This window comes from Alicyclobacillus sp. CIJ1, assembly GCF_057538885.1.
In genome coordinates this window covers 129,117-151,077 of the sequence record NZ_BAAJPH010000068.1, presented here as the reverse complement: position 1 = coordinate 151,077, position 21,961 = coordinate 129,117, and the positions used below count along the sequence as shown (strand labels likewise).

Below are 21,961 nucleotides of genomic sequence, written 5' to 3'. Positions count from 1 at the left end.
GAACTCCCGCGCTCGCCTCACCGGACGCCTGCCCAGGCTCGACGAGCGGCGCTCCAGAATCATACTCCCCAGCCGCTCTGTTGCCGGCTCCCACCCTCCCGGCTCGCTGCAAACCGCGCCACTGGGTACCCTTCCTTCACCGCGCCGGATGCACTTGTCACGGAACGAACATGATGTTTGATCTTACGCAATGGAGCCGCAAAACGCAAATGTGGAACAGCGCGCACAAAAAAATTTTTTGTTCGCCAAAAACCGCATCATCTCGCGGTTTTTTAGAAATCGGAATCGTGGAACAGCCAGGATCAGAACTGTAAGGTCTTGCAAAACTCCGCGCATCCATTATAGTAAGAGTATAGAAGTATTTGCATGGCGTGATAGCGACGAAGCGGCGTGCATGACGCAGGCGTCTCGCTGGTTGGCCGTGCGGATATTTCTATGAGACATACAGAAAAATTTTAAAGAAACGGGGATGGTACAGTGAAGTCTACAGGTATTGTCCGCAAGGTGGACGAACTCGGTCGGGTGGTCATTCCCATCGAGTTGCGCCGCACGCTCGGCATCGGCGAGAAGGATGCGCTCGAAATCTACGTCGATGGAGATCGCATCATTCTCAAGAAGTACGAGCCGGCCTGCATCTTCTGCGGTCAGGCGGATGAGATCATCCACTTCAAGGGCAAGAACATCTGCCCGTCCTGCATCGCCGAGATGCAGCACGCGTAAATCGTCGATAACGTGAGGCCGCAGCGGCAAAGAAATTTGCGCTGCGGCTTGTTTCGTTTCTTGCGGGCTCACTCGCCGAGCGTGCGATTGTACAGCTCCCGCCGCTTGACGCCGTGCGCTTCGCTCGCCCGTTTGACCGCCTCTTTATGCGAGCACCCTTCTTCCATCAGCCGTTCCACCTCGCGCACGGCCGCAGCCCAGCGCGCCTCCTCGCTCTCATGCCCCTCATGCTCCGCCTGCGCGCCCCGGTTGTCGATCACGACCACGTACTCTCCGCGCGCCCCCTCCGCTGCCAACCGGCTCTCGAGCTCCTGAAGCGTTCCGCGCCAGAACGACTCGTGCAGCTTCGTAATCTCCTTCGCCAGCACCGCCGGCCGATCCCCGAGTTCCTCGACGAGCCAGTGAAGCAGATTCGCCACGCGGTGCGGCGCCTCGTACATCACGAGGGTGGCCGGAAGCTGCCGATACGGCGCCAGGAAGCGCGCGAAGTCCGAGCGCGATCGCGGCGGAAAGCCCAGGTACATAAACGGCGTGGCGGGCAGCCCGCTCGCCATCAGCGCGGCGAGGAAGGCGCTCGGGCCAGGCACCGGCACAACGGGCACGCCGACCTCGAGCGCGGCGGCGATGGCCGCATCGCCGGGATCCGAGATGAGCGGCGTCCCGGCGTCGCTGACGAGCGCCACACGCTTCCCCTCGCGCAGCCGGTCCGCGAGCCACTGGATGCGCGCCGCCTCGTTGTGTTCGTGAAAGCTCACAAGCCTGTCGCCAGCCGGAATCTCGTAGCGGCTCAGGAGCTTGCGGGTCTGCCGCGTGTCCTCGCACAGGATGATGTCCGCCTCGCGGAGCACGTCCAACAGCCGCAGCGAGACGTCGCGCAAATTGCCGATGGGCGTGCTGCAGACGTACAGGCATCCGCCTTCGGGTGTCATCTGGTCTCCCAACGCCTTTTCTCCCCCATGCTGCATCCTGCGAAAAAAGCCCGCTCGATCGCGCCCGCAGGCGCGCCGAACGGGCCCTTGCCGTCAAGCGCGTTCGATGAACGCCAGACAAAACAGACATTCCCCGTCTGTGCGCAGGCTCCCATATTTGACGTTGCAGATGTGAAATCCTTCTCGATAAATGCGGCGCAGGTTCTCCTGCGCCGAGCCCGACTCCGCAAGGCCCTTTCCCATCGTCAGCGCCTGATAATGCTCGTTTTCTCGCCGCAGTCGCTGATTCTCCTCGATGAGCTCCTGAATCTGGTGTTTCAGCGATCCGAGCTCTTCGTACAGCTCGCCGATGCGCGCCTCCAAATTCGCAACCTGCACAAACAGCGATTGTTTGTCCATGCCTGGACACCAACCTCTTTACGCCATCGCGTCCTGGTCGTGGTATGCGTCGTTCTCGAACTTCAAGCAACACATCAGGCGGCCGCACAGGCCCGAGATTTTGGACGGATTGAGCGACAGGCTCTGATCTTTCGCCATCCGGATGGAGACGGGATCGAACTCACCCATCCAGGTCGAACAACACAGCAGGCGCCCGCACGGGCCAATCCCACCGAGGATCTTCGCCTCGTCCCGTACGCCAATTTGCCGGAGCTCGATTCGCACGCGGAACACGCTGGCCAAATCTTTCACCAGTTCGCGAAAATCCACGCGCCCGTCGGCGGTGAAATAGAAGATGAGCTTGTTCCGGTCGAACGTGTACTCCGCGTCCACGAGCTTCATCTCCAGGCCGTGCTTCGCCACCTTCTCGCGAAACACCCCCATCGCCTGCTTGGCGCGCCGGCGATTCTCCTCCACCACCGCTCGGTCCGCGTCCGTGGCGATCCGCATGACCTCTTTCAGGGGCAGGACGACGTCGTCCTCCGCCACCTGTTTCGGCCCCACCACCACGCGCCCGCACTCGATGCCGCGCGTGGTCTCGACGATCACGTCCGCGCCCTTTTCTATCGGAAGATCGCCGGGATCGAAATAATAAATCTTCCCGGCCGGTTTGAAGCGCACGCCGACTATCGTCACCATGAGGTTGTAACCTCCCGCAAACGGACGCACATCTGCTCAAGGTTGAGCAGCCAAGCGACGTGCGACTGAAGGCGCAGTCTCGCTTCCATCACCGCCTGAACACACGCCGCATACTGCTCCACCTCGAGAATGGGAGCGATGCGCCTCGCGACCTCTTGCCACTCCGCAAACCGCTCCACCTGGCCACCTGCGCGAACCCGCATGAGCTCGCGGAGCCACTCGGCGAGGAGCAAGAGGCCGTCTTCCGCGGGGACATCCTTTGTCATCGACTGCCAAGACGCGGCCATCTCCCAGGGCGACGCGCCACCGGTGAGCCACGTCTCCGTCCATTCTATCACCCGTTCCATCAGCCCGGCAAACGAAGGATCTTCCGCGCTTGCGGCGCGCGCCACGACCGAGATGGACGTCGGATCCGTGGAGAGAAAAGGAGGCGAGGCAGAAAGGAGGCAGGTGAACGAGCGGGATCGAAGCGTGGACAGCACTCTTTGACGGCTCTTCGCGGTCAGAATCGCGTACGTCTCCGGCGCAGGCTCCTCGAGGGTCTTGAGCATGCGGTTGGCCGCGACAGGCGTCATTTCATCGGCGCCGTGGAGAACGTACACCTTGCGCGTCCCATGGCCTTTCGTCGCAAGCCACGCTTGCAGCGCCTCCACGTCGCCCGCCTTGAGCCCTTCCTCTCTCGAAGCCCAAAAGTCGGGGTGCGATCCGGCCGAAAACTGCGCGCAACTTCGGCACCGCCCGCACGGCGCATCCGCCCGCGGCGCTTCGCAGAGCAGCGCTTGAGCGAGCCACCTCGACGCCCTCTCGGCCTGGCTCGGCTCGCCCACCAAGAGCACCGCGTGCCAGAGCTGACCTGAGCGAAGCCGCCTCACGAGGACCTCCGGCAGCCCGACCGCCTCATCCAGGCAGCCATTCGCTTTGAACGCTTCCAAGCCGTCGACCGCCTTTCCAAACTTTAGAACTGCTCGAACCGCTCGATGTCGAGCACGAACACCGTCGCGCCGCCCACCTGGACATTGACCGGATAGGGAATGTACGACTCCATGCTCGCCCCCATCGGCGACATGGGAGCCACCACCTGCTCGCGCGCCTTGCAGGACCGCTGAATGATCTGCATCACGCGGTCCACCAGATGGTCTTCCACGCCGATGAGAAACGTCGTGTTGCCCGCGTGCAAAAAGCCGCCGGTGGACGCCAGCTTCGTCGCGCGGATATCCTCCTTGACGAGGTTCTGCGCCAGCTTGTTGCTGTCTTTATCCTGAACCACGGCGATCACGAGCTTCATGTGGGCTCACCCACCTCTACAAGTGTTGTTGGATGAGATTCCATACCAGCGCCCGGATCTCCTGCTCGATGTCGTCCGGCGATCTCGACGCGTCGATCCGCTTACGCACCTCCGGCGCCGCACGCCACAGCCGCTCGAACGCGTCCGCCACGCGCTCGAAAAACGCCTCGTCCCGGCGCTCGATCCGGTCGAGTCCAGCACCCTCCGCGCGGGCCCGAAGGCGCGATCGCGCCGTTGCCCAATCGAGATGGAACCAGAGCGTCAAATCCGGGCGCAGGCCGCCGAGGGCGTACTCGTTCAGCGCCTCGACCCAAGCCTCTCCGAGGCCGAGCCCTGCGCCCTGGTAGGCGATGGACGCGTCCACGAACCGGTCGCACAGGACGATTTCGCCCCGCGCCAGGGCGGGCCTGATAAGCTCCTCGACGTGCTGCGCCCGGGAAGCGGCGTACAGGAGCGCTTCCGTCCGCGGCGCCATCTCCTGATGGCGCGGATCGAGCAAAATGGCGCGGACCGCGTCGCCAATGCGCGTGCCACCCGGCTCCCGGGTGACGACCACGGGGAGCCCTTGCGCCTCCAGCCAGGATGCGAGCCGGAGAAGTTGGGTCGTCTTTCCTGCGCCGTCGATGCCTTCAAACGTGATGAGGAGCCCCTTACGCATCGCACACCTCAATCGTTCCGTCTGCCCCCACGCCCACCACGTCGTGGCCGTCCTCCCACAGCCGCGCCAGAAGCTCGGCGTGTCGTTCGGAGACGACCTGTCCGGGCCAGAGGGCCGGCACGCCCGGAGGGTACGGCGCGACGGGCCGCTTGGCGATGTGCCCCACGGCCTCGCGCAGCGGCACGCGCCGCCCTGGCGCGTGGTGAATCACACCCGGGCGCACAGCGAGTTCCGCGGGCGCCTCGTACAGGTCGGCGCCCGCCCACCCGCCGTCACTTGCCACTTCCCCCGCCTCCTCGCGCCAGATCCGATACGCCTCAAAGAAGCGGGCCACTTCTCGCTCCGTCTGTCCAAAGCCAAACAGCGCCAGTGCGCCCGAAGCGTCCCAGTATTCGAGGAACATGCCCGCGTCTTCGAGCCGCTTAGCGAGTTGGGCGCTCCGCGCCTTGGAACCCGTCGGAATCCAGAGCCGCATCGGATCGGTACCGGCGTCAAACGCGCGGTACGCCTGCAGCCGATCCAGCGTCTCCTTGACCAGGTCTTGGCCGGATCGCAGAAAAGCTTGCGCGGCATCGAGAGCGGCCAAGAGCAAGTAGGACGGACTGGTGGTGTGGAGAAAGAGGAGCGCCTCGTGAATCGCGTCCGCGAGTTCCGGGCGCATCACGTGCACCCACGCGGCCTGGGTCAGGCAAGGCAGCGTCTTGTGCGGACTCTGGATGACCACGTCCGCTCCCTCCGCTACGCTGTGAGGAGGTAGGCGCGGATCGAGGCCGAAATGCGCGCCATGCGCCTCGTCCACGAGAAGGAGTGCGCCGTGGCGATGCGCGGCTTCGGCAAGCCCGCGTACATCCGCCACCAAACCCTGATACGTGGGACTCGTCACGTAGACGGCCTGCACGTCTGCACACCTGCGGAGCGCCGCCTCGAGCAAAGCGGGCGAGGGCGGATCGAACGCCTGCCGCTCCGCAAGCCAACGAGTTGGCACAAAGACGGGGCATGCGTCGGCATACACCAGCCCCCGCCAGACACTCATGTGGCACGGGCCTGCGATGAGGACGCGCTGGCCGGGCACCGGACACGCGCCCTTGAGCGCCGCCATGACACACGCTGTAGCGCCGTTGACAGAGTAATAGGTTCGGTAAGCACCGTAATGGCGCGCGCAAAGTTCCTCAGATGCCGCAATGCACTCACTCGCACTGTGGAAGTTGTCGAGCCCCGGGAGCTCCGTCAGATCGAGCTTGATGGCCTGTCCCAACCACGCCGATAGCGGCTGGGGCAGATATCTGCCGTGATGTCCCGGCACGTGAAAGGACGCCCGCTCTCGCGCCGCATGGCGCATCAGGCAATCCAGGATGGGCGTCTCGACAGAGCCAAGTTCCCTGCTCCTCTTCACTCGCCCGAACCTCCGCGGCGAAACAGGTCGGCCCGCCTGCGAACCTCGTGCCGAACGAGCCAACCGAGCGCGCCTGCGCTCGCGATGGCGTACAGCAGGCCGAAAAGTGGCCAGATGACCTTGTTCAAGCCGTTTCAACGCTCCTTTTCGTGCCTCCGAAGGATGTTCTCATTGTACCATGGCTCGCCGGCCGACCGCGAAGCGCTCCAGCCCAGGCCATCCGCCGCATCGAAATCTGCAGACGCGAAAGGCGCACCGCAGCTGCGATGCGCCCGCGGCCCCCGCAGGAGCCGAAAACTCACGTTCACAGCGACAAAGCCGATAGCCAAATCAGCTTCATCTGCTCCACATAGCGGCGATAGGCCTCGTCCTCGACATCTGTCTGGACGATCTCGCGCTCACACGCGTGGCAAATCAGTTGCCCGCACACCCGCATGCCCTCTTGTCCAGTACGGCCGCAGATGATGCAGTTGTCCGAGGGAAGAGCCGTACCCCAAAGCTCCTCGAGATCCGCCATTTCTCTCATCGCACCATCACCTTCTCAGAGAGGCCATTTTGTCGCCCGCACATGTCCATTGTTGCACGAAATCCGCCTCCGCATACGCCAGTCCGCGACGTTCGTTTCCATGGCCACACTCCCACCGTATGTCGTGTCACGCGCGTGGGTCCGAAGCTAGCCACAGATTCGGGCTTCGGGTAAGGCTCCGTGCTATAATCTCTTCGAAATGGGGGTGGAGAGGTGAACTCGCCCGGATCGGGTACGGCCAAACTGGCTCGCGGAACCTCTCTGTACGTCATCTGTGTGGCCCTGGCGAAGGTGTTGGGGCTCGTCTGGGTCATTCCGGTGACCGCGATCATCGGACCGACAGGTAACGGCATCTACGGAAACGCCTACGCCGTTTACAATATTCTTCAGCAACTTGCGACCTCGGGCTTTCCGCTCGCCATGGGAAAACTCATTGCCGAACGCAGAGCGCGTGGGGAACGCGCGGTGGTGGAACACATTTACCGCGTCACAATGCGCTCCCTCATGATCTTCAGTGTCTGCGCTTTCGCGGTGATGTGGTTCGGAGCGCCGATCTTCGCGCACATGGTGTCGCTCAAGGACAGCGCGGCGTCCGTGGAGCAAAACGTGCCAAGTCTGCGCGCGGTGTCGCTCATGTTGCTTGTCATCCCCGCGATGAGCGGTCTGCGCGGTTATCTCCAGGGCTTTCAGCGCCTCGAAGGGCCCGCGTATTCGCAGACGTTCGAACAATTGTTCCGCGTCATCGCGATGGTGGTAGGCGCCTATCTCGTGGTGGATGTGTGGCACCGGGATCGCGCGGTGTACGGTGCAGCGGCGGCGACGTTCGGAGGGTTTGTGGGCGGACTAGCGGGCCTCATTCTGCTCGTGGCGTTTGCCCTTCCGATTCGGAGGCGCGAGCGACCGCTAGGCTACGACGACAGCCCATTTCGCAGCAGGCAGATCCTGCGCATGGTGTACCGCATTGCGCTTCCCGTCAGCCTGGGCGGCTTAGTCGTTCCCATCGCCAACTTAGTCGACTCGTGGACAGTGACCAATCTTCTCCAAGTGAGCGGCGAGAGCTACGCCCAGGCAGTCGCCAACTACGGCATCCTGACACGTCAGGCGATGTACCTCGTCATGTTACCGATGTCCTTCGCCTACGCCATCGGCGTATCGGTGCTACCTAGCGTTTCGGCAGCGAAAGCGAAACGAAGCCAGGCGGACCTGCAGATGAACATCACGTTCACACTGAGAACGATGTTTCTCATGAGCTTTCCCACGTCGGCGGCACTGCTTGTCCTGAGTCGCCCGATCAACCTGGCTCTGTTCGGGACAACGGCCGGATCGGACATCATCTCGACGGTTTCGTTCATGAGCATCTTCGCCAGCATGGAGCTCATCTCCACCTACGTGCTGCAAGGCCTCGGCAAGATGTACCGCCCCGTGCGGAACATGTTCCTCGGCCTGGGCATCAAAACTGCGCTCAACTTCGCGCTGATTTTGGGCTTGCACAACGCGCTCGGCGCGGCCCTTGCCACGACATGCGGATACATCGTCTCGTCTCTTCTCAACGTGGCCGCGGTGCGCAAGTATGGTCAAGTGCGCTTCTCGCTGCGCCGCCTCATGCGTCCCTTCTTCCGGTCGGCGCTCGTCGCGGCCATCGCGATGTTTGGCGCAGACTACGGACTTGGGCGGTTGCTGCATGCGGGGCACGGCGTGGAGGGGCGGTTGGCGGCCGTGATCGAGCTCTTGGTCGCGGGAGGGGTGGGCGCGCTCGTCTACCTGCTGCTCGTGGCGCGATCCGGCGCGATGACGGAAGAAGAGTTTCGCAGCGTGCCGGGTGTCGGCAAGTATCTCGGCAAAATGGCCCGCAGATTGCGCAAGCCGCCCCGGCGGCCTGGCACAGAGCGGCTACGCAAGTACCCATAAGTGAAGCACGACAAGCGCGGCGAGCCCCGGCAGTCCGAGAAAGCCAGCCGCAAGCACGGTGATGGGGTTGAGAGGAAAGTGGAAGCCGAGGTAACTGCCTATGGCGTCGACCACTGCCATGAGCAGACATCCGATTAGGAGCCCGCGTAGCATCCACAGGAGCGCGCGACTGGGCTTTTGGAAAAATTGGCTCGCCATGAAGGCGCCGAGTACCACGGCGCCGCACCAAAGCCAAACGGATGAGACATGCATGGGCGATCCTCCTCGCGTCACTCGACGCGCCACTCGTCGGAGGTCCAGTCGAACTCGGGGCCGTCGAACGAGATCCCGTATTCCCGCGCGAGCCGAAATAGGTAATTGAGCTGGCGTTCCGCGGCGCTCATGCGAAACACGACGTGGTCGATGAGCAGTGGATCCGAGACGCTTTCGAACTGCCGCCTCGCGATCTCGAGCTCGCGCCAGCTCTTCAGAACCTCGCGGAGAAAACGCTGCCGATCCATGGAATCCGGCTGGTCCGGTCGCACGCAGCGTTCGGTCTCCGACAGGGTGGAAGTGCCGGATCGCCTTCGCGCCCACGGCAGAACCGTGTGCGCAGCAGAAGCTTGTGGAGACGGCTTGGGGTCCGATGGCATCACGCTCCGGTCCCTCCCTTGTCCAAGTTAGTACATCATAGACGAGAGGGACGCGGAATATGACTGTAAGAAACAAGCAGGGGCGCGGGATAAGTCCGCGCCCTCAACCATGCTCACGATTGACGATAGATCCACTGTTGATTCTGCGCGAGGTTCGATTTCGTGATCACAACGTTAGGCAACTGCACGAATTTCGGGACAGGTTTGTGCTCCAACGCTTGCACAGCGTACTCGACAGCGAGTTCTCCTTCAATCATCGGCTTTTGTGCAATTAGGGCCGAGATCATGCCTTCCTTCAGATCCTGGACTTCAGCCGGCTCTGCGTCATATCCCACAATGTTTACGTGGGTCGCCGAGCCTGACGATCTTACACCCTGCGCGGCGCCAGAAGCCGACGTGTCGTCAGTCCCAAAGATTCCAACCAAGTTCTTCCCATAATGCAACATTAAGTCTTGTGCCAACTGTTCAGCTTGTGTGGTTTGCTCATTATCGTACTCGATCACGACCTTAATCTTGGGATACTTCTTCTTCATCTCAGCGATAAAACCATCCACGCGCGCCTTATCCGTTGAGATGCCAGGCGATGGATCAAGAATACCTACGACACCTTGACCATGAGCCATAGAACCTAGGAAATCCGCTGCTGCTGCGCCGCCTTGCTCGTTGTCAGACGTAATGCGCGACGTGAGAAGGGAGGCATCACTGATGGTAGAGTCCGCAGTTAGGACTTTGATCCCGGCATTCACGGCCTGCTTGATAGGAGGAATCATGGCCGTTAAATCGGTGGGACAAACGATAAGCGCGTTCACGTGCCTGGATACCATCGCGTTCACGTATGGCGTCTGCGCCGACGGGCTATAGGTGGATGCTCCTTCGTAAATTAGTTTCACGCCCAGCTTTTTTGCTTCCTGCTGTGCACCATACGCCATGCTGATGAAGAACGGATCCGTCGTTTCACCTGGGACGAACCCAATTACGAACTGCTTCGATGACGCAGCCGATTGCTGACTCGAAGCGAGAGACGTGCTGTGACTCCCTGCCGTATTGGCTGCCGTTCCGCACCCAGCGACCAGCCCCATAGCGACGACTGTAGAGCCTATCAAACCCACTGCCTTACGAACTCGCTTGTTCGTCTTCATATGCACACCCCAATCACAGAATTCGGTTTTCAATGTGGCATCAGGCATCCTAAGCGAAAAATCCCGGATTACCTTAAGACGCGGTTTCGATAACGTCGCTGATCCACGAATACGGCCAAGATGATGATGATACCAATCGTAACTGTTTGCCAATATGGTTGGACGCCCATGATCACCAACCCAGAAATCAACACTGAAATAATCAAGGCCCCGATTGTCGAGCCGATCACGCTGCCTCTCCCGCCGAATAAGCTGGCACCACCGATGACAACCGCCGCGATGGCATTAAGCTCATCATTTGCCCCCTCGAGCGGACTCCCCGTAGCGAGTCGAGCCACAATGAGCATACCCGCCAACCCGGAAAGAAACCCTGACAACGTATACACCTTGAACAAGTGAGCCCGTGTGTTGATGCCTGAGCGACGAGCGCCCTCCATGTTGGATCCGACCGCATACGTGTACTTACCGAACCGTGTCTTGCGAAGAAAATACCAAGCCACCAGCAGAACCACGAGTGCGACCAGAGCCGGAAACCCAAGTACGCCACCGATGACCCAATCCCCAATTTTAGATATTTCCTGAGGAAGATTCACAATATCGGTGCCATTGGTGATGAGATATGTTGCTCCCGTCGCAATCCCCAGCATGCCCAGTGTTGCGATAAAGGGCGTGATATCCATCACGGATACCACAAAGCCATTGATGAGCCCACACACTGCCCCCGTGAATACACCCGCCAAAATGCCTAGTACCAATGACAGAGCATCTCCCTTAGGTAAAAGAAGTTGCATCACCTCCGCTCCCACCATTCCTGACAAACCGAGAATCGCTCCTACGGAGAGGTCAATGCCACCAGTAAGAATGACGAACGTTTCTGCGACCGCCAGGATGATGGTATTTGAAGCCGCAACCGTTGTGCTCACCCAGTTCTGAACAGAGAAGAACCCCGGTGCGGCTAGAGAAAACACAATCACCAGAAGAATTAAAATTCCTAGAGTCCAAAGTTCACCTAGATCCTGTAGCGTTAGCCTCTTATGCTGTGTATCGGGGGATTCGATGACTCGCACGGTATCCATGGCCATAAGTTCATCCCTTCTTCGCCTGCGGAATATTCGATACACGTGAACCAGTGATGTATGACACCACTTCATCCAGATGAGTGTCTGATGTCTTCAGAGATGCCACTTTCCTGCCAAGAAACATCACATCTATGCGGTCTGTGACTTCAAGAACATGCGGGAGTGTGTGGCTAATGAAGATCACGGGCAGACCGCGCTCGCGCAAGCGTCGGATGAGATTGAGTACCATTTCGACCTCTTCAACCCCGAGATGGTTGGTCGGCTCATCAAGGATAATTAGACTTTCTCCCCATGCGGCGGCTCTTGCGACCGCAACCGCCTGACGTTGTCCACCGGACAGTTCAGCCACAGGAACCTTCATCGAACGGACGCGAACATGGAGTTGTTCGAGAATCTCTCTTGAGCGCTCGACCATCGCCTTTTTATCCAAGTGTCCCGTTATCCTCTTTAAGCCCCGTCCGATGATCTCACGGCCAAGAAATATGTTCTCTTCTATAGTTAAATGTGGTGCCAGAGCTAGATCTTGATATACCGTCTCAATCCCCTTCGCTCTTGCCTCTGCTGGAGAATGAAAGGACACCCTCTCTCCGCGCAACCAGATCTCACCCGAATCAGGGGTCAACGCCCCCGATAAAATCTTAATAAGCGTGGACTTCCCTGCTCCGTTGTCCCCGACAAGCCCTACCACTTCTCCAGGTCGAATCTCAAAATCAACATCAACAAGAGCCTGAATACGGCCGAAGTTTTTGGAGATGCCTTTGGCAACTAGCACAGGTTCGCTTTCAACTGCGGTGACCGACATCCGCATGACCTCCTTATGACAAGTTCAGTCGGCAGCCTTTCGATAACTCCTACCCCACTATCGCCTTGGAGTAGCCATTCTACACAACGCTTTCCCATGAGCTCTGCCTGTTGTTTGACCATCGTGAGGGGCGGAGACATTGCATCGCACCAAAAGTGATGGTCAAATCCAGCCACTGCAATGTCCTCGCCTATCCGCAATCCAACAGACTGAAATACGGACAGGGCTCCGGTCAACATGAGGTTGTTGGTGACTAGCAGAGCTTCAATTGAAACACCTTGTTGCTTGCATTCCATTACCTTATGAGCTGCGCGCCGACCTCCGTCTTCATTCGACTCCGTTTCGAAGACGTAAACGTTTAAACCCAACTCTCTGGCTCTCTGTACAAAGCCTGCACGGCGATGTTGCATTGAAGAAATGTGCTCGCCGCTGGCAATGATACCGACGTTCTGGTATCCATGATCCGCAAAGTGATCGACGATCTGCCGAGCTGCCGACAAATTATCAGACGTGACGACCGGGAAGAGAGGAGGTTGAACCTCTCGGTCGTACAAGACCACCCGCGTGTCCGGAGGTACCAACTGAGCAACGCGTTCTGCGTCAAAACCGTCTACAGGAGCCAAAATGAGACCTCTCATGCGACGAGCAATCATCGCATTAAGCAATTCCAGCTGTCGCGACCAGCTCTCACCAGTGCTCGCAACGACAAAGCGTATGCCCTCCCCCTCCAATGCGCGTTCAATGCCTCGAAGCACATCCGTATAAAAGGGGTTGTAGTCCACGATGTGCACACCGACTAGATCGGATGCGCCTGTTTTCAACTCCCTTGCAATTTCATTGCGAGAGTAACCTGTAGAACGAATCGCCTCTTCGACGCGTCTCCGTGTTACGTCGGACACGTTTCGAGTCCCGTTCAACACATGCGACACGGTGGCAACGGAAACCCCCGCTGCCCGAGCTACGTCCTTCATAGTTACAGAGAGACGCGGCTGGCTGAGCATGCAAGAGCGTCCACGTGCGCTCCCGTTATCTTGGATTGAATTCGTGGTTAGCCTTTGTTTTGCGCCTTCTGGGGTGCGCTGGGACAAGTCCGATACCTCCAAAACTCATTCGTACGCGCCGAACCCCAAACGTAAACGTTTACCTGATGTTTTTAGTGTAAGCACTTACATAACCGTTGTCAAGCTTCTCCTGCTGCTCTGGCCACTGCGATATGCGCGTTCATAGAAATAGCCCCTGCGCACACACTACACCTCTTCGACCTCACCCTCCACAAACGAGGTGCAATACGCGCAGCGTACAGCCTCGAGCGGAATCTCGGATCGGCAAAAACGGCAGATCTTCGTGTTCGGAGCCTTCACAGGTTCCGGCTTCTTCAGCCGGCTGAGTTGCCGAATGGCGATAAAGATGACCAGCGAGACAATCAGAAAATTGACGACCGTGTTGAGGAACAACCCGTACTGGATGATAGGGGCGCCAGCAGCTTTTGCAGCGGCGAGAGAGGGATAATGCTTCTTGGACAGATTGATGTACAGATTGCTGAAATCGACTTTGCCGAGTAAAAGCCCGATGGGCGGCATGATGACGTCATTGACGAGCGCGGTGACCATCTGTCCAAACGCCCCGCCCATGATGACAGCGACGGCCAGATCCATCACGTTCCCGCGCCGGATAAACGCTCGAAAGTCCTTGAAAAACTCCCGAAGCACGGTCGCACCTCCTGAACAGCCTCGTTCGAAGCGCGGCGAGGCCGCCCTCGTCCAAGCGCCGCGCTACAGCGCTCGCCTGCCCTCCAGGGCCTTCGCGAGCGTGACCTCATCCGCGTACTCGAGATCGCCGCCCACCGGCAAACCGTGCGCGATGCGCGTCAGCTTGATCTGGAACGGCTTCAGCAGGCGCGAGATATACATGGCCGTCGCCTCGCCTTCGACGTTCGGGTTGGTGGCGAGGATGACTTCCTCAATCTCGTTCTCGCCCACTCGGGTGACCAGTTCCCGAATCCGAATGTCCTGCGGGCCCACGCCCTCCATCGGCGAGATGGCGCCGTGCAGCACGTGATACAGCCCATGATACTCGCGCGTGCGCTCCATGGCGATCACGTCTCGCGGTTCCTGCACGACGCAGATGACGCGCCGGTCTCGGCGCGGGTCTCGGCAGATGGCGCACGGAGACGCTTCCGTGATGTTACAGCAGACGGCACACTCGGTGAGCCCCGTCTTGAGATCGATCAGCGCCTTGGCAAAGGTTTTGACGTCGGCCTCGCTCATTTCCAGAACGTGAAATGCCAGGCGCGCGGCCGTCTTCGGCCCCACGCCGGGAAGCTTCATGAAATGTTCGATGGCCCGCGCCACCGGCTCCGGGTACCCGTACATCGTCAGAACATCCCCGGCAAGTTGAGGCCGCGCGTGTACTTGCCCATGACTTCTTCGGCGAGATCGTTCGCCTTCTGAGAAGCGTCCTGAATAGCCACAAGGATCAAATCCTGGAGCATGTCCACGTCCTCCGGCGACACGACGCTCTTGTCGATCTCGACCGCCACCACGTCCTTGTGGCCATTCATCCGGACCTTGACAGCGCCGCCGCCCGCCGTCCCCTCGACCACTTTTTCCGCGAGCGACGCCTGGGCCTTCAGGATTTCTTCCTGCATCTTTTTCGCCTGGCGCATCAACTGGTTCATGTTTTTCATCGGTCGTCTCCCTCGTCTTCCACCGTCACTTTGTCAGCTCCAAACAGGTCGATGGCCAACTGCACCACATCCACCGGCGGCGCCTCTCCCGCTTCGCGCGATCCGGCTTGCTCGGCGAGGGCCGGAGCCAGCGACGCCGCAAACTCCTCCCAGTCGGCCTGCAGGATGGCAAAGAGTTGCACAGGTTGTCCGAGCACCTCTGCGAGCGCGGCTTCGACGGCGGCGCGATCCGCCGGTTTCATGACGGCCTCTCGGTGGATGCGGCTCTTGAACGAAAGCACCACGGCGCGCGGCGTGGCGAGCGCCACCTCCCCGTGCAAAAGCCAAGCGTGCGTCTGCACGCGTTTCACCTTCACGGACGCGAGCACGTCCTGCCACATCTCCCGCAGTCGCGCCTCGAGCGCCTCATCCCTCTCGCGATACAGCCGCGCCAGCGTCTCGCGCTTGCGGTGCGCGGCCGCGCGGGCGGGCGCGGGGCGACTGCCTATCGGGGGCGCGTCCGGCGTGCTCTGCGCCCCTTCAGGCGCCGGAGGCGCCGGAGCAGATGCCTGAACGGGCACATCGGGGGCTTGAGCCGGCTGCTCGGGTGGGCGTCCCTCCGGCCGGGCGGCGACACCCGTGCGCGCCGGATCGACGGATTCGAGCGCATTCACGCTGTCTTTGGATTGTACCTCGGCCGCGAGCCCCATCAGCACCGCTTCAAGCGCCAGGCGAGGCTCTTCCACGTACCGAAGTTGCGTGTACAGTTCGCCCAGCCTGCGCATGGCGGCAAGCAGCCAGTCCACCGTGACGTCGTCGCGGGACGCCACCGGCAAATAGGGGGCCACCGGCTTGCCGGCAAGCGCGTCCGGGCTTTGCGACAGCTTGACGATAAACAAATCCCGCACCACTTGCAACAAGTCGTGCACGATGCGGCTCGCGTCCTTACCCGACGCGTACCAGCACCCGAGCCTGTCCAGGGCCGAGAGAAACGAGCGCTCGGCGAGATCGCCCACGAGCGCCACGAGCGAACTCATGTCGACGCTGCCCACGACATCGGCAACGGTGGTGTCGTCGATCCGGCCGTTCCCAAACGCCGCCGCCTGTTCAAACAGCGCGAGCGCGTCGCGCAATCCCCCGTCGGCCGCTTCGGCAAGCCGCCACAGCGCGGAATCGGCCGCTTCAATCCCCTGGCTCTGCGCCACGAGGCGCAGGCGCTCCACAATGGCTTCCGGCGCGATGCGGCGGAAATCGAATCGCTGGCACCTCGAGACGATGGTCGCGGGAAGGCGGTGGGGCTCGGTGGTGGCGAGCACAAACAAGACGTGCGCCGGCGGCTCTTCCAGCGTCTTGAGGAGCGCGTTGAACGCCTCCGGCGTCAGCATGTGGACCTCGTCCACGATGTAGACCTTCTTCTTCGCCATCGTGGGGAGGTAATGGACGTGATCGCGCAAATCCCGAATTTCATCCACGCCGCGGTTGGACGCGGCGTCAATTTCCTGCACGTCCACGTTGGATCCGCGCTGGATGCTCGTGCAGGCCTCGCAGGCGTTACAGGGCTCGAAGCCGTCCTTGGGCTTCAGACAGTTGACTGCCTTGGCCAAGAGCTTCGCGGTGCTCGTCTTTCCCGTACCGCGTGGCCCGCAAAACAGGTAGGCATGTGCCAGTTGGCCGCTTTTCAGCGCGTTGGTCAAGGTCTGGCGCACGTGAGGCTGCCCGACCAAGTCCTCGAACGTCTGCGGGCGATACGCGCGGTAGAGTGCCTGGTACGCCATGCTCGGCCTCCTTCCACCGATACTCTACCATAGGCGGAGACCCGTTTCACGGGACGCTGTCGCATGAGCCGGATCTGGCAGAAGCCCGGACAGGAAATCCGCGCGATCCACCGAATACACCAACTATTCATACGATATGCTGTGCTGGGACGCTTGCTGGGAGGCGATGTTGTGGCGCCTGTTTTCGTCCTGCTCGCGCCCATCGTCGGCGCGCTTTGTTCGAACCTGGTTCCCGGGACAGCCGTGCCGCTTGGGTTCTGGCGCGGGCTCGTCGTGCAGTGCGCCCTCATCGCCGCGCCGCTCGCCGCCACCTGGTGGGGCCCGGTGCGCTGGAGAAACCTCCTGTTCCAGCGCGCCGGCGCACGCGCCTCCCTTGGGCTGGGCATCGCCTACAGCGCGGTGTACCTGCTTCTTCTGTTCGCAGCCCAGCGGGCGGGCCTCCACGTCTCGCATTTCGATTTGGCCCGCCGCACCCTCGGCCTCCCTGTCGTCCTTGCGCTCTACGTACCGCTGTGGGGGTTCCTCGAGGCCCTGTGGATGGCTTACGTGTACGCCTATCTCGACCTCGGCGCGCTTCGCCGCCCCCATCCGTCTTGGCTGGGGCTTGCGCTTGGCGGCGCGTGGTTCGGTGCGCTTCACGCGGCCGTCCAGGTGGTGGCCTACCACGTGCCCTGGGGTCGCGCCTGGCCGGATGTCGCGATTGGCATCCTGTTCTGCATCACGCAGTCCATCACGAAGTGGTCGCGCAACGCATGGGGCGCCGCGCTATTTTGGACTGTGAGCAACTTCTGACTCAGGAGGATTGGCGTTGCTGGATGACCCGAACGGACGACGATCTCGTCTTGGGCAGCGACACCGTGAACGTCGTGCCGAACCCTTTCGAGCTCACGCGGATTTGGCCGCCGTGATCGGCCACAATGCGTTGACAAATGGCGAGCCCGAGGCCGGTGCCCTTCTCCTTCGTGGTGTAGAACACATCGAAAATGCGGTCGAAGAGGTAGTACGGAATCCCCGGACCGGTGTCGGAAAACTCAAGCTCCACGCGCCCTTCTTCCGCGCGAGCGCGAATGGTCAGCCGCCCGCCCGCCTCCATCGCCTCCATGGCGTTCCGCGCGAGGTGCACGAAGAGCTGTTCCATCATGCCGCGGTCCGCCTGCAGTTGAAGATCCGCTGGAACGTCGTACACCGTCTCCACGCCGCGCTTACAGGCCTCCTCGTCTAGCCAGGGGCGCAAGCCGGCCAGCAATTCGGCGACAGAGACGTCCGTCCACGCCATGTCCTGCGGCTTTGACAGCAGCAGCAGCTCCGTCACGAGTGCGTTCACCCGCTCAATTTCCTGCATCATCACGCGGATGTACGCAATCTCGTCAAGCATGTCCGCGCGCTGGAGGCGCTGTTCCAGCAGTTGCAGGAATCCCTTAATGGTCGTGAGTGGATTGCGAATCTCGTGCGCCACGCCGGCCGCCAGCCGTCCGATGGTCGCAATCCGCTCCACCCGCTCCGTGTGCTGGTTGAGCAGCGCGAAGTTGCCCATATCCCGCAACACAATGTACACACCCGCCTCGTCCGTCTCCGCGTGGCGGGCGACGAACGAATCCAAAAGTACGTGGCGTACCGCGCCGCCCACTTCCCATTTGACGACTGCATCGCGATACTCGCAGTCCTCCGCGACGATGCGGCACAGCAACTGATACTCCTCTGAGTCGGTGGACAGGACCTCGCCAAGAGGCGCCATGCATCGATCTTCTGTCCAGCCGAACAAGTCCTTGGCGAGCCGGTTCTCCAGCCGGATCTGCAGGTCTTTTGAGAGAAACACCACACCCGCGTGGATGAGGTTCACTTGCCCAGCGTGCGATTCGCGAACCGCGCTCGACTTGCGTGCGCCGCGCACTAGCATCACCCACTCTGTGTCGCAGTCGTTGTCTTGGGTGTATTCGTAGCGCCAAGAGCAAATCCTGCACCATCGACGAAAGATCCTGAGATTCGACGATCTTCGACACGGGCGGATGGCAGGCCCGCGGAGGACATAGCAAAACGCGACCTTGAACCAAACCCCGATCAGGCACCCCCGCGTCGCCCGAAAGGTCTCCCTTAGTGCTGCTTCCGTCAGGACCTGACACGGTTCGGGAGTTTTCGCCGCGCGGGACCCAATCAGGATTTGGTCCAAAGCCGCGTTTTTTACCCATTTTGGCACAATCGGTGTCCGGCTCGCCGGACACCGACACGTCGTGGCGGAGAGAGTGGGATTCGAACCCACGAGGCCCTTGCGGACCTACCCGCTTTCGAGGCGGGCTCTTTCGACCACTCAGACATCTCTCCGCGATGGTCTCAAGACACTTCTCCCTCGCGCCGCTTCAGCCGACGCTTCCGGAAGAAGTCCGTTAATAGTTTAGCACAATCGTCCGCCAGAATGCCAGAGGTAATTTGCGGCGTGTGGTTCCAGAGCCCGGGCTCCAGAAGCCGGACCTTGGAGGCCACAGCCCCTCCCTTCGCATCCGTCGCGCCGTACACGAGGCGCTGCAACCGAGAGAGGACGATGGCTCCGGCACACATCGGACAAGGCTCAAGTGTGACATATAAAACGCAATTTGTCAAGCGCCAGCCGCCCAAACGGCGGTTCGCCTCCTCGATGGCCAGCATCTCCGCGTGCGCCGTCCCATCCCGCCACGTCTCTCGGCGATTGAAGCCCTCGCCGACGATGCGCCCGTCCTCCACCATCACGGCGCCCACGGGTACTTCGCCCCAGCGAGCCGCCTCTTTCGCCAGTTCCAGCGCCCGGCGCATGAACCGCTCGTCGGCCGCCTGGTCGTTCATGGCTGTGATCCGTCCTCCCTTTCCATCGGCGCGGAATCGCCATCCGCAGCATCGGACTCGGCGCTCGCATGGCGCGGGTGGCTCGACACCCAGAGCGCTGCCTGGGCCAGTTCGCGGAGAATGTCAGACCGAAGCTGAGGCCGCAGATACTCCACCTGGACGTAGAGCTGCCCCTCATCCGTCGTGGCGTAGCGCGGAGGCAAGTGATTCAGCGCCATCGCGAGAACGTCATCGAGGCATTGATGGCAATGGCACGGAAGCAGTTTCTGAAGCTCCGGATCCTTCAAGATCTGCCTCGCCAGCACCTCGGTCATATTGACGATGGGCATCCGCATCTCCTCCTCGCGCAACGCCTTCTCGCCCCAGTATATCAAAACCGCGACGAGGCCGCGCCGAACTCCTGGGCACCTATCCCGCCCCGCCCGCATAAGGTATGGCGATTTCGTGATCTACGCCGAGTGGCGTCATGCGAGGAGGAACTGCCCATGTGCGGAATTGCTGGCTGGGTCGATTGGACGCGCGATCTGCGGCCGGACATCGACATCGTGAAACAAATGGGGCAGGCGCTCGCGTCGCGCGGCCCCGACGCAAGCGGCTGGTTTGCGGCGGCGCACGCGCTCTTCGCCCACCGCCGGCTGATTGTGGTCGATCCGGAAGGCGGCAAGCAACCGATGACCCGCACGGTGAACGGACGCAGCTACACCATCGTGTACAACGGCGAGCTGTACAACACAGAAGACCTGAGGCGCGATCTCGCCGCGCGCGGCTACGGTTTCGATGGCTATTCGGACACCGAGGTGCTGCTCGTCTCGTACATCGCTTGGGGCGAGGCGTGCGTGGAACGGCTGAACGGCATTTTTGCGTTTGCCATCTGGGATCAGGCCGAGGAGAAGCTCGTGCTCGGGCGAGATCGTCTGGGCGTGAAACCCCTGTTTTTCACGCGCATCGGGGATGGATTGGCATTTGGATCCGAGATCAAGGCGCTCCTCGCGCACCCGAGCGTGGAGCCCGCCATTGACGAGATGGGGCTTGCCGAGATCTTCGCCATCGGCCCCGCGCGCACTCCCGGGTTCGGCGTGTTCAAGGGCATCGAGGAATTGAAACCGGGGCATCTCCTCATCGCGCGGCCCGAGGGGATCTCCGTCCGGCGCTACTGGAAGCTCGAGAGCTGCGAACACACCGATTCGCTGGAGAAGACCGTAGAGACGGTGCGCCACCTCTTCATCGACACCGTCGAGCGCCAGTTGGTCTCCGACGTGCCGCTCGGGACGTTTCTGTCGGGCGGCCTCGACTCGAGCGCGGTCTCGGCCGTTGCAGCGCGCTACTATCAGCGGATGGGGCGCGATCCCCTGCACACGTACGCCATCGAGTTCGTCGACATGGAGAAGTACTTTCAGGCGAACGCGTTTCAAACGAGCCTCGACGGCCCGTGGGCCAAGATGATCGCCGAGCACATCGGGAGCATCCATCACCCCATCGCCTTTGACACGCCGGATTTGGAGCGCCACCTCGCCGATCCGCTGTTCGCGCGCGATCTCCCCGGCATGGCCGACATCGACACGTCGCTTTATTTGTTCTGCAAACGCGTGAAGGAAGACGTCACCGTGGCCCTGTCCGGCGAGGCGGCGGACGAAGTGTTCGGCGGTTATCCGTGGTTTCACCGCGAGGACGCGCTCGCCGCGGACACGTTCCCATGGTCGCTCAGGCTGTACGAGCGCATGGCCATCCTGTCGGATGAACTCAAGCACCGCATCCGCCCCGCGTCGTACGTCAGGGAGCGCTACCACGAGGCACTCGACGAGGTTCCACGCCTGCCGGGCGAGACGGGCCGCGCCGCGCGCGTACGTGAGATTGGCTATTTGTCCATCACGCGCTTCATGCCCACGCTGCTCGACCGCAAGGACCGCATGAGCATGGCGTCCGGCCTCGAGGTGCGCGTGCCGTTCTGCGATCACCGGCTGGTGGAATACGTGTTCAACATTCCGTGGGAGCTGAAGACGGCGGGCGGCGAGGTGAAGGGCATCCTGCGGCTGGCCATGGAGGACTTCCTGCCGCGCGAAGCCCTGTACCGCAAGAAGAGCCCGTACCCCTCCACGCCCCACCCGGCGTATCTGGCCCTTGTGCGCCAGCGGGCCCTCGATATGCTGGACGATCCGTCCTCGCCCATCCTGCCGTTTGTCGATTCGAACGCCATTCGCGCCTTGGCGGAGATGAGCAAGCATCCCATGGAGCACCGGCCGTGGTTCGGCCAGATCATGGGCACAGCTCAGATGTTCCACTACCTGTGGGAAGTGAACGAGTGGATGAAGGCGTACCGCGTGCGGGTCGTGTGAGACAGCTGCGCCCAACCTAAGGCCGGGCCGAGGCGCCGACGGACGGCTCGCGCGCCGCGCATAGGGCCTCCGCCTTTCGCACACGCTAGCGGGAGACCGAAGGAGGCTGGTCACCATGGTACCTGACTGGCTGTGGGGACTCGCGTTTGTCGTGGGCATCGCCGCGGCGTGGGCCGTGGTGGACATCCGCGTGCGGCGGCACGACGCGAAGACGGGCCGAGGGCGT

The 21,961-nt window shown here is 61.4% G+C and carries 25 protein-coding genes, 1 tRNA gene, 1 other RNA gene and 1 pseudogene; 4 read left to right on the top strand and 24 right to left on the bottom strand.

The window, feature by feature from the left end; translation table 11 throughout:
* Positions 1–477: 477 nt before the first annotated feature.
* Positions 478–720, top strand: coding sequence for an AbrB/MazE/SpoVT family DNA-binding domain-containing protein (locus AC27E8_RS06320; RefSeq protein ID WP_012809578.1), 243 nt, complete (start codon positions 478–480; stop codon positions 718–720).
* Between the two features lie 68 nt (positions 721–788).
* Here the strand turns inward: AC27E8_RS06320 and rsmI are convergent, their stop codons facing one another.
* The 9 genes and pseudogenes from rsmI to AC27E8_RS06275 form a co-directional block, all read right to left on the bottom strand.
* The gene (gene rsmI / locus AC27E8_RS06315; protein WP_487097245.1) at positions 789–1,661 is read right to left on the bottom strand and encodes a 16S rRNA (cytidine(1402)-2'-O)-methyltransferase; all 873 of its coding nucleotides are present in this window, start codon (positions 1,659–1,661) and stop codon (positions 789–791) included.
* Positions 1,662–1,742: 81 nt separating this feature from the next.
* Positions 1,743–2,048 (bottom strand): initiation-control protein YabA, encoded by a 306-nt coding sequence (locus AC27E8_RS06310; RefSeq protein ID WP_008338013.1) that lies wholly within the window; start codon positions 2,046–2,048, stop codon positions 1,743–1,745.
* Positions 2,049–2,090: 42 nt separating this feature from the next.
* A pseudogene (locus tag AC27E8_RS06305) lies at positions 2,091–2,726 on the bottom strand (PSP1 domain-containing protein); the annotation flags it as partial.
* Complete coding sequence (locus AC27E8_RS06300) at positions 2,720–3,658, bottom strand: DNA polymerase III subunit (RefSeq protein ID WP_487097247.1); 939 nt, start codon at positions 3,656–3,658, stop codon at positions 2,720–2,722. The gene AC27E8_RS06300 and the pseudogene AC27E8_RS06305, both read right to left, overlap by 7 nt.
* Positions 3,659–3,681: 23 nt before the next feature.
* Positions 3,682–4,011 (bottom strand): cyclic-di-AMP receptor, encoded by a 330-nt coding sequence (locus AC27E8_RS06295; RefSeq protein WP_008337998.1) that lies wholly within the window; start codon positions 4,009–4,011, stop codon positions 3,682–3,684.
* A gap of 16 nt (positions 4,012–4,027) precedes the next feature.
* Positions 4,028–4,669, bottom strand: coding sequence for a dTMP kinase (gene tmk / locus AC27E8_RS06290; RefSeq protein WP_487097248.1), 642 nt, complete (start codon positions 4,667–4,669; stop codon positions 4,028–4,030).
* Positions 4,662–6,062: an aminotransferase class I/II-fold pyridoxal phosphate-dependent enzyme gene (locus AC27E8_RS06285; protein WP_487097250.1), complete on the bottom strand. Its 1,401-nt coding sequence runs from the start codon at positions 6,060–6,062 to the stop codon at positions 4,662–4,664. The genes tmk and AC27E8_RS06285 overlap by 8 nt, the downstream gene beginning before the upstream one ends.
* A complete protein-coding gene (locus AC27E8_RS06280; protein WP_014463053.1) occupies positions 6,059–6,190 on the bottom strand; it encodes a hypothetical protein in 132 nt (43 codons plus the stop codon). Before AC27E8_RS06280 ends, AC27E8_RS06285 begins: the two co-directional genes overlap by 4 nt.
* Positions 6,191–6,366: 176 nt before the next feature.
* Positions 6,367–6,588: a sigma factor G inhibitor Gin gene (locus AC27E8_RS06275; protein WP_014463052.1), complete on the bottom strand. Its 222-nt coding sequence runs from the start codon at positions 6,586–6,588 to the stop codon at positions 6,367–6,369.
* A gap of 213 nt (positions 6,589–6,801) precedes the next feature.
* Between AC27E8_RS06275 and AC27E8_RS06270 the strand changes: the two genes are divergently transcribed.
* Entirely contained in the window at positions 6,802–8,496 is a 1,695-nt protein-coding gene (locus AC27E8_RS06270) for a putative polysaccharide biosynthesis protein (protein ID WP_487097253.1), read from the top strand.
* Here the strand turns inward: AC27E8_RS06270 and AC27E8_RS06265 are convergent.
* The 10 genes from AC27E8_RS06265 to dnaX all read right to left on the bottom strand — a co-directional run bounded on the left by AC27E8_RS06265 (position 8,479) and on the right by dnaX (position 16,588).
* Positions 8,479–8,748, bottom strand: a complete 270-nt coding sequence (locus AC27E8_RS06265) for a pro-sigmaK processing inhibitor BofA family protein (RefSeq protein WP_487097255.1) — start codon at positions 8,746–8,748, stop codon at positions 8,479–8,481. The genes AC27E8_RS06270 and AC27E8_RS06265 overlap by 18 nt on opposite strands.
* Positions 8,749–8,765: 17 nt before the next feature.
* A complete protein-coding gene (locus AC27E8_RS06260) occupies positions 8,766–9,128 on the bottom strand; it encodes a DUF2508 family protein (protein WP_237700067.1) in 363 nt (120 codons plus the stop codon).
* 113 nt (positions 9,129–9,241) lie between these two features.
* Positions 9,242–10,267, bottom strand: coding sequence for an ABC transporter substrate-binding protein (locus AC27E8_RS06255; RefSeq protein WP_487097257.1), 1,026 nt, complete (start codon positions 10,265–10,267; stop codon positions 9,242–9,244).
* A 68-nt stretch (positions 10,268–10,335) separates the two neighbouring features.
* Positions 10,336–11,349, bottom strand: a complete 1,014-nt coding sequence (locus AC27E8_RS06250; protein ID WP_487097258.1) for an ABC transporter permease — start codon at positions 11,347–11,349, stop codon at positions 10,336–10,338.
* A 4-nt stretch (positions 11,350–11,353) separates the two neighbouring features.
* The gene (locus AC27E8_RS06245; protein ID WP_487097260.1) at positions 11,354–12,148 is read right to left on the bottom strand and encodes an ATP-binding cassette domain-containing protein; all 795 of its coding nucleotides are present in this window, start codon (positions 12,146–12,148) and stop codon (positions 11,354–11,356) included.
* Positions 12,112–13,119, bottom strand: coding sequence for a LacI family DNA-binding transcriptional regulator (locus AC27E8_RS06240; protein WP_487111372.1), 1,008 nt, complete (start codon positions 13,117–13,119; stop codon positions 12,112–12,114). Before AC27E8_RS06240 ends, AC27E8_RS06245 begins: the two co-directional genes overlap by 37 nt.
* Positions 13,120–13,395: 276 nt before the next feature.
* Positions 13,396–13,857, bottom strand: coding sequence for a large conductance mechanosensitive channel protein MscL (gene mscL / locus AC27E8_RS06235; protein WP_487097264.1), 462 nt, complete (start codon positions 13,855–13,857; stop codon positions 13,396–13,398).
* Between the two features lie 63 nt (positions 13,858–13,920).
* On the bottom strand, positions 13,921–14,520 hold the full coding sequence (gene recR, locus AC27E8_RS06230) for a recombination mediator RecR (RefSeq protein ID WP_487097265.1): 600 nt from the start codon (positions 14,518–14,520) through the stop codon (positions 13,921–13,923).
* 2 nt (positions 14,521–14,522) lie between these two features.
* Positions 14,523–14,834 carry a YbaB/EbfC family nucleoid-associated protein gene (locus tag AC27E8_RS06225; RefSeq protein WP_014463026.1) on the bottom strand — a complete coding sequence of 104 codons (312 nt, stop codon included), beginning with the start codon at positions 14,832–14,834 and terminating at the stop codon, positions 14,523–14,525.
* Positions 14,831–16,588, bottom strand: a complete 1,758-nt coding sequence (dnaX, locus tag AC27E8_RS06220) for a DNA polymerase III subunit gamma/tau (RefSeq protein ID WP_487097267.1) — start codon at positions 16,586–16,588, stop codon at positions 14,831–14,833. The genes AC27E8_RS06225 and dnaX overlap by 4 nt, the downstream gene beginning before the upstream one ends.
* A 171-nt stretch (positions 16,589–16,759) precedes the next feature.
* Here dnaX and AC27E8_RS06215 point away from each other — a divergent pair, with 171 nt between their 5' ends.
* Positions 16,760–17,380 carry a hypothetical protein gene (locus AC27E8_RS06215; protein ID WP_487097269.1) on the top strand — a complete coding sequence of 207 codons (621 nt, stop codon included), beginning with the start codon at positions 16,760–16,762 and terminating at the stop codon, positions 17,378–17,380.
* Between the two features lies 1 nt (position 17,381).
* On the opposite strand, the gene AC27E8_RS06210 is transcribed toward AC27E8_RS06215, so the two are convergent.
* The 5 genes from AC27E8_RS06210 to AC27E8_RS06190 form a co-directional block, all read right to left on the bottom strand.
* A complete protein-coding gene (locus AC27E8_RS06210; RefSeq protein ID WP_487097443.1) occupies positions 17,382–18,485 on the bottom strand; it encodes a two-component system sensor histidine kinase NtrB in 1,104 nt (367 codons plus the stop codon).
* A 127-nt stretch (positions 18,486–18,612) separates the two neighbouring features.
* Positions 18,613–18,815, bottom strand: an RNA gene (gene ffs / locus AC27E8_RS06205) — signal recognition particle sRNA large type.
* Positions 18,816–18,817: 2 nt separating this feature from the next.
* Positions 18,818–18,907: transfer RNA gene (locus tag AC27E8_RS06200), tRNA-Ser, on the bottom strand.
* Positions 18,908–18,916: 9 nt separating this feature from the next.
* Positions 18,917–19,402 carry a tRNA adenosine(34) deaminase TadA gene (gene tadA / locus AC27E8_RS06195; RefSeq protein WP_487097271.1) on the bottom strand — a complete coding sequence of 162 codons (486 nt, stop codon included), beginning with the start codon at positions 19,400–19,402 and terminating at the stop codon, positions 18,917–18,919.
* Positions 19,399–19,731: a late competence development ComFB family protein gene (locus AC27E8_RS06190; RefSeq protein WP_487097272.1), complete on the bottom strand. Its 333-nt coding sequence runs from the start codon at positions 19,729–19,731 to the stop codon at positions 19,399–19,401. The genes tadA and AC27E8_RS06190 overlap by 4 nt, the downstream gene beginning before the upstream one ends.
* Before the next feature lie 156 nt (positions 19,732–19,887).
* Here AC27E8_RS06190 and asnB point away from each other — a divergent pair, with 156 nt between their 5' ends.
* A complete protein-coding gene (asnB, locus tag AC27E8_RS06185; protein WP_487097273.1) occupies positions 19,888–21,735 on the top strand; it encodes an asparagine synthase (glutamine-hydrolyzing) in 1,848 nt (615 codons plus the stop codon).
* Positions 21,736–21,961: the final 226 nt, after the last annotated feature.

Bases quoted from the DNA above. Each gene is read 5' to 3' on its own strand.
- AC27E8_RS06310 (WP_008338013.1), bottom strand. From the start codon at position 2,048: ATGGACAAACAATCGCTGTTTGTGCAGGTTGCGAATTTGGAGGCGCGC.
- AC27E8_RS06295 (WP_008337998.1), bottom strand. From the start codon at position 4,011: ATGAAGCTCGTGATCGCCGTGGTTCAGGATAAAGACAGCAACAAGCTG.
- tmk (WP_487097248.1), bottom strand. From the start codon at position 4,669: ATGCGTAAGGGGCTCCTCATCACGTTTGAAGGCATCGACGGCGCAGGA.
- AC27E8_RS06275 (WP_014463052.1), bottom strand. From the start codon at position 6,588: ATGAGAGAAATGGCGGATCTCGAGGAGCTTTGGGGTACGGCTCTTCCC.
- AC27E8_RS06265 (WP_487097255.1), bottom strand. From the start codon at position 8,748: ATGCATGTCTCATCCGTTTGGCTTTGGTGCGGCGCCGTGGTACTCGGC.
- AC27E8_RS06260 (WP_237700067.1), bottom strand. From the start codon at position 9,128: ATGCCATCGGACCCCAAGCCGTCTCCACAAGCTTCTGCTGCGCACACG.
- AC27E8_RS06255 (WP_487097257.1), bottom strand. From the start codon at position 10,267: ATGAAGACGAACAAGCGAGTTCGTAAGGCAGTGGGTTTGATAGGCTCT.
- AC27E8_RS06250 (WP_487097258.1), bottom strand. From the start codon at position 11,349: ATGGCCATGGATACCGTGCGAGTCATCGAATCCCCCGATACACAGCAT.
- AC27E8_RS06245 (WP_487097260.1), bottom strand. From the start codon at position 12,148: ATGTCGGTCACCGCAGTTGAAAGCGAACCTGTGCTAGTTGCCAAAGGC.
- AC27E8_RS06240 (WP_487111372.1), bottom strand. From the start codon at position 13,119: ATGAAGGACGTAGCTCGGGCAGCGGGGGTTTCCGTTGCCACCGTGTCG.
- recR (WP_487097265.1), bottom strand. From the start codon at position 14,520: ATGTACGGGTACCCGGAGCCGGTGGCGCGGGCCATCGAACATTTCATG.
- AC27E8_RS06225 (WP_014463026.1), bottom strand. From the start codon at position 14,834: ATGAAAAACATGAACCAGTTGATGCGCCAGGCGAAAAAGATGCAGGAA.
- dnaX (WP_487097267.1), bottom strand. From the start codon at position 16,588: ATGGCGTACCAGGCACTCTACCGCGCGTATCGCCCGCAGACGTTCGAG.
- AC27E8_RS06210 (WP_487097443.1), bottom strand. From the start codon at position 18,485: ATGCTAGTGCGCGGCGCACGCAAGTCGAGCGCGGTTCGCGAATCGCAC.
- tadA (WP_487097271.1), bottom strand. From the start codon at position 19,402: ATGAACGACCAGGCGGCCGACGAGCGGTTCATGCGCCGGGCGCTGGAA.
- AC27E8_RS06190 (WP_487097272.1), bottom strand. From the start codon at position 19,731: ATGCCCATCGTCAATATGACCGAGGTGCTGGCGAGGCAGATCTTGAAG.
- asnB (WP_487097273.1), top strand. From the start codon at position 19,888: ATGTGCGGAATTGCTGGCTGGGTCGATTGGACGCGCGATCTGCGGCCG.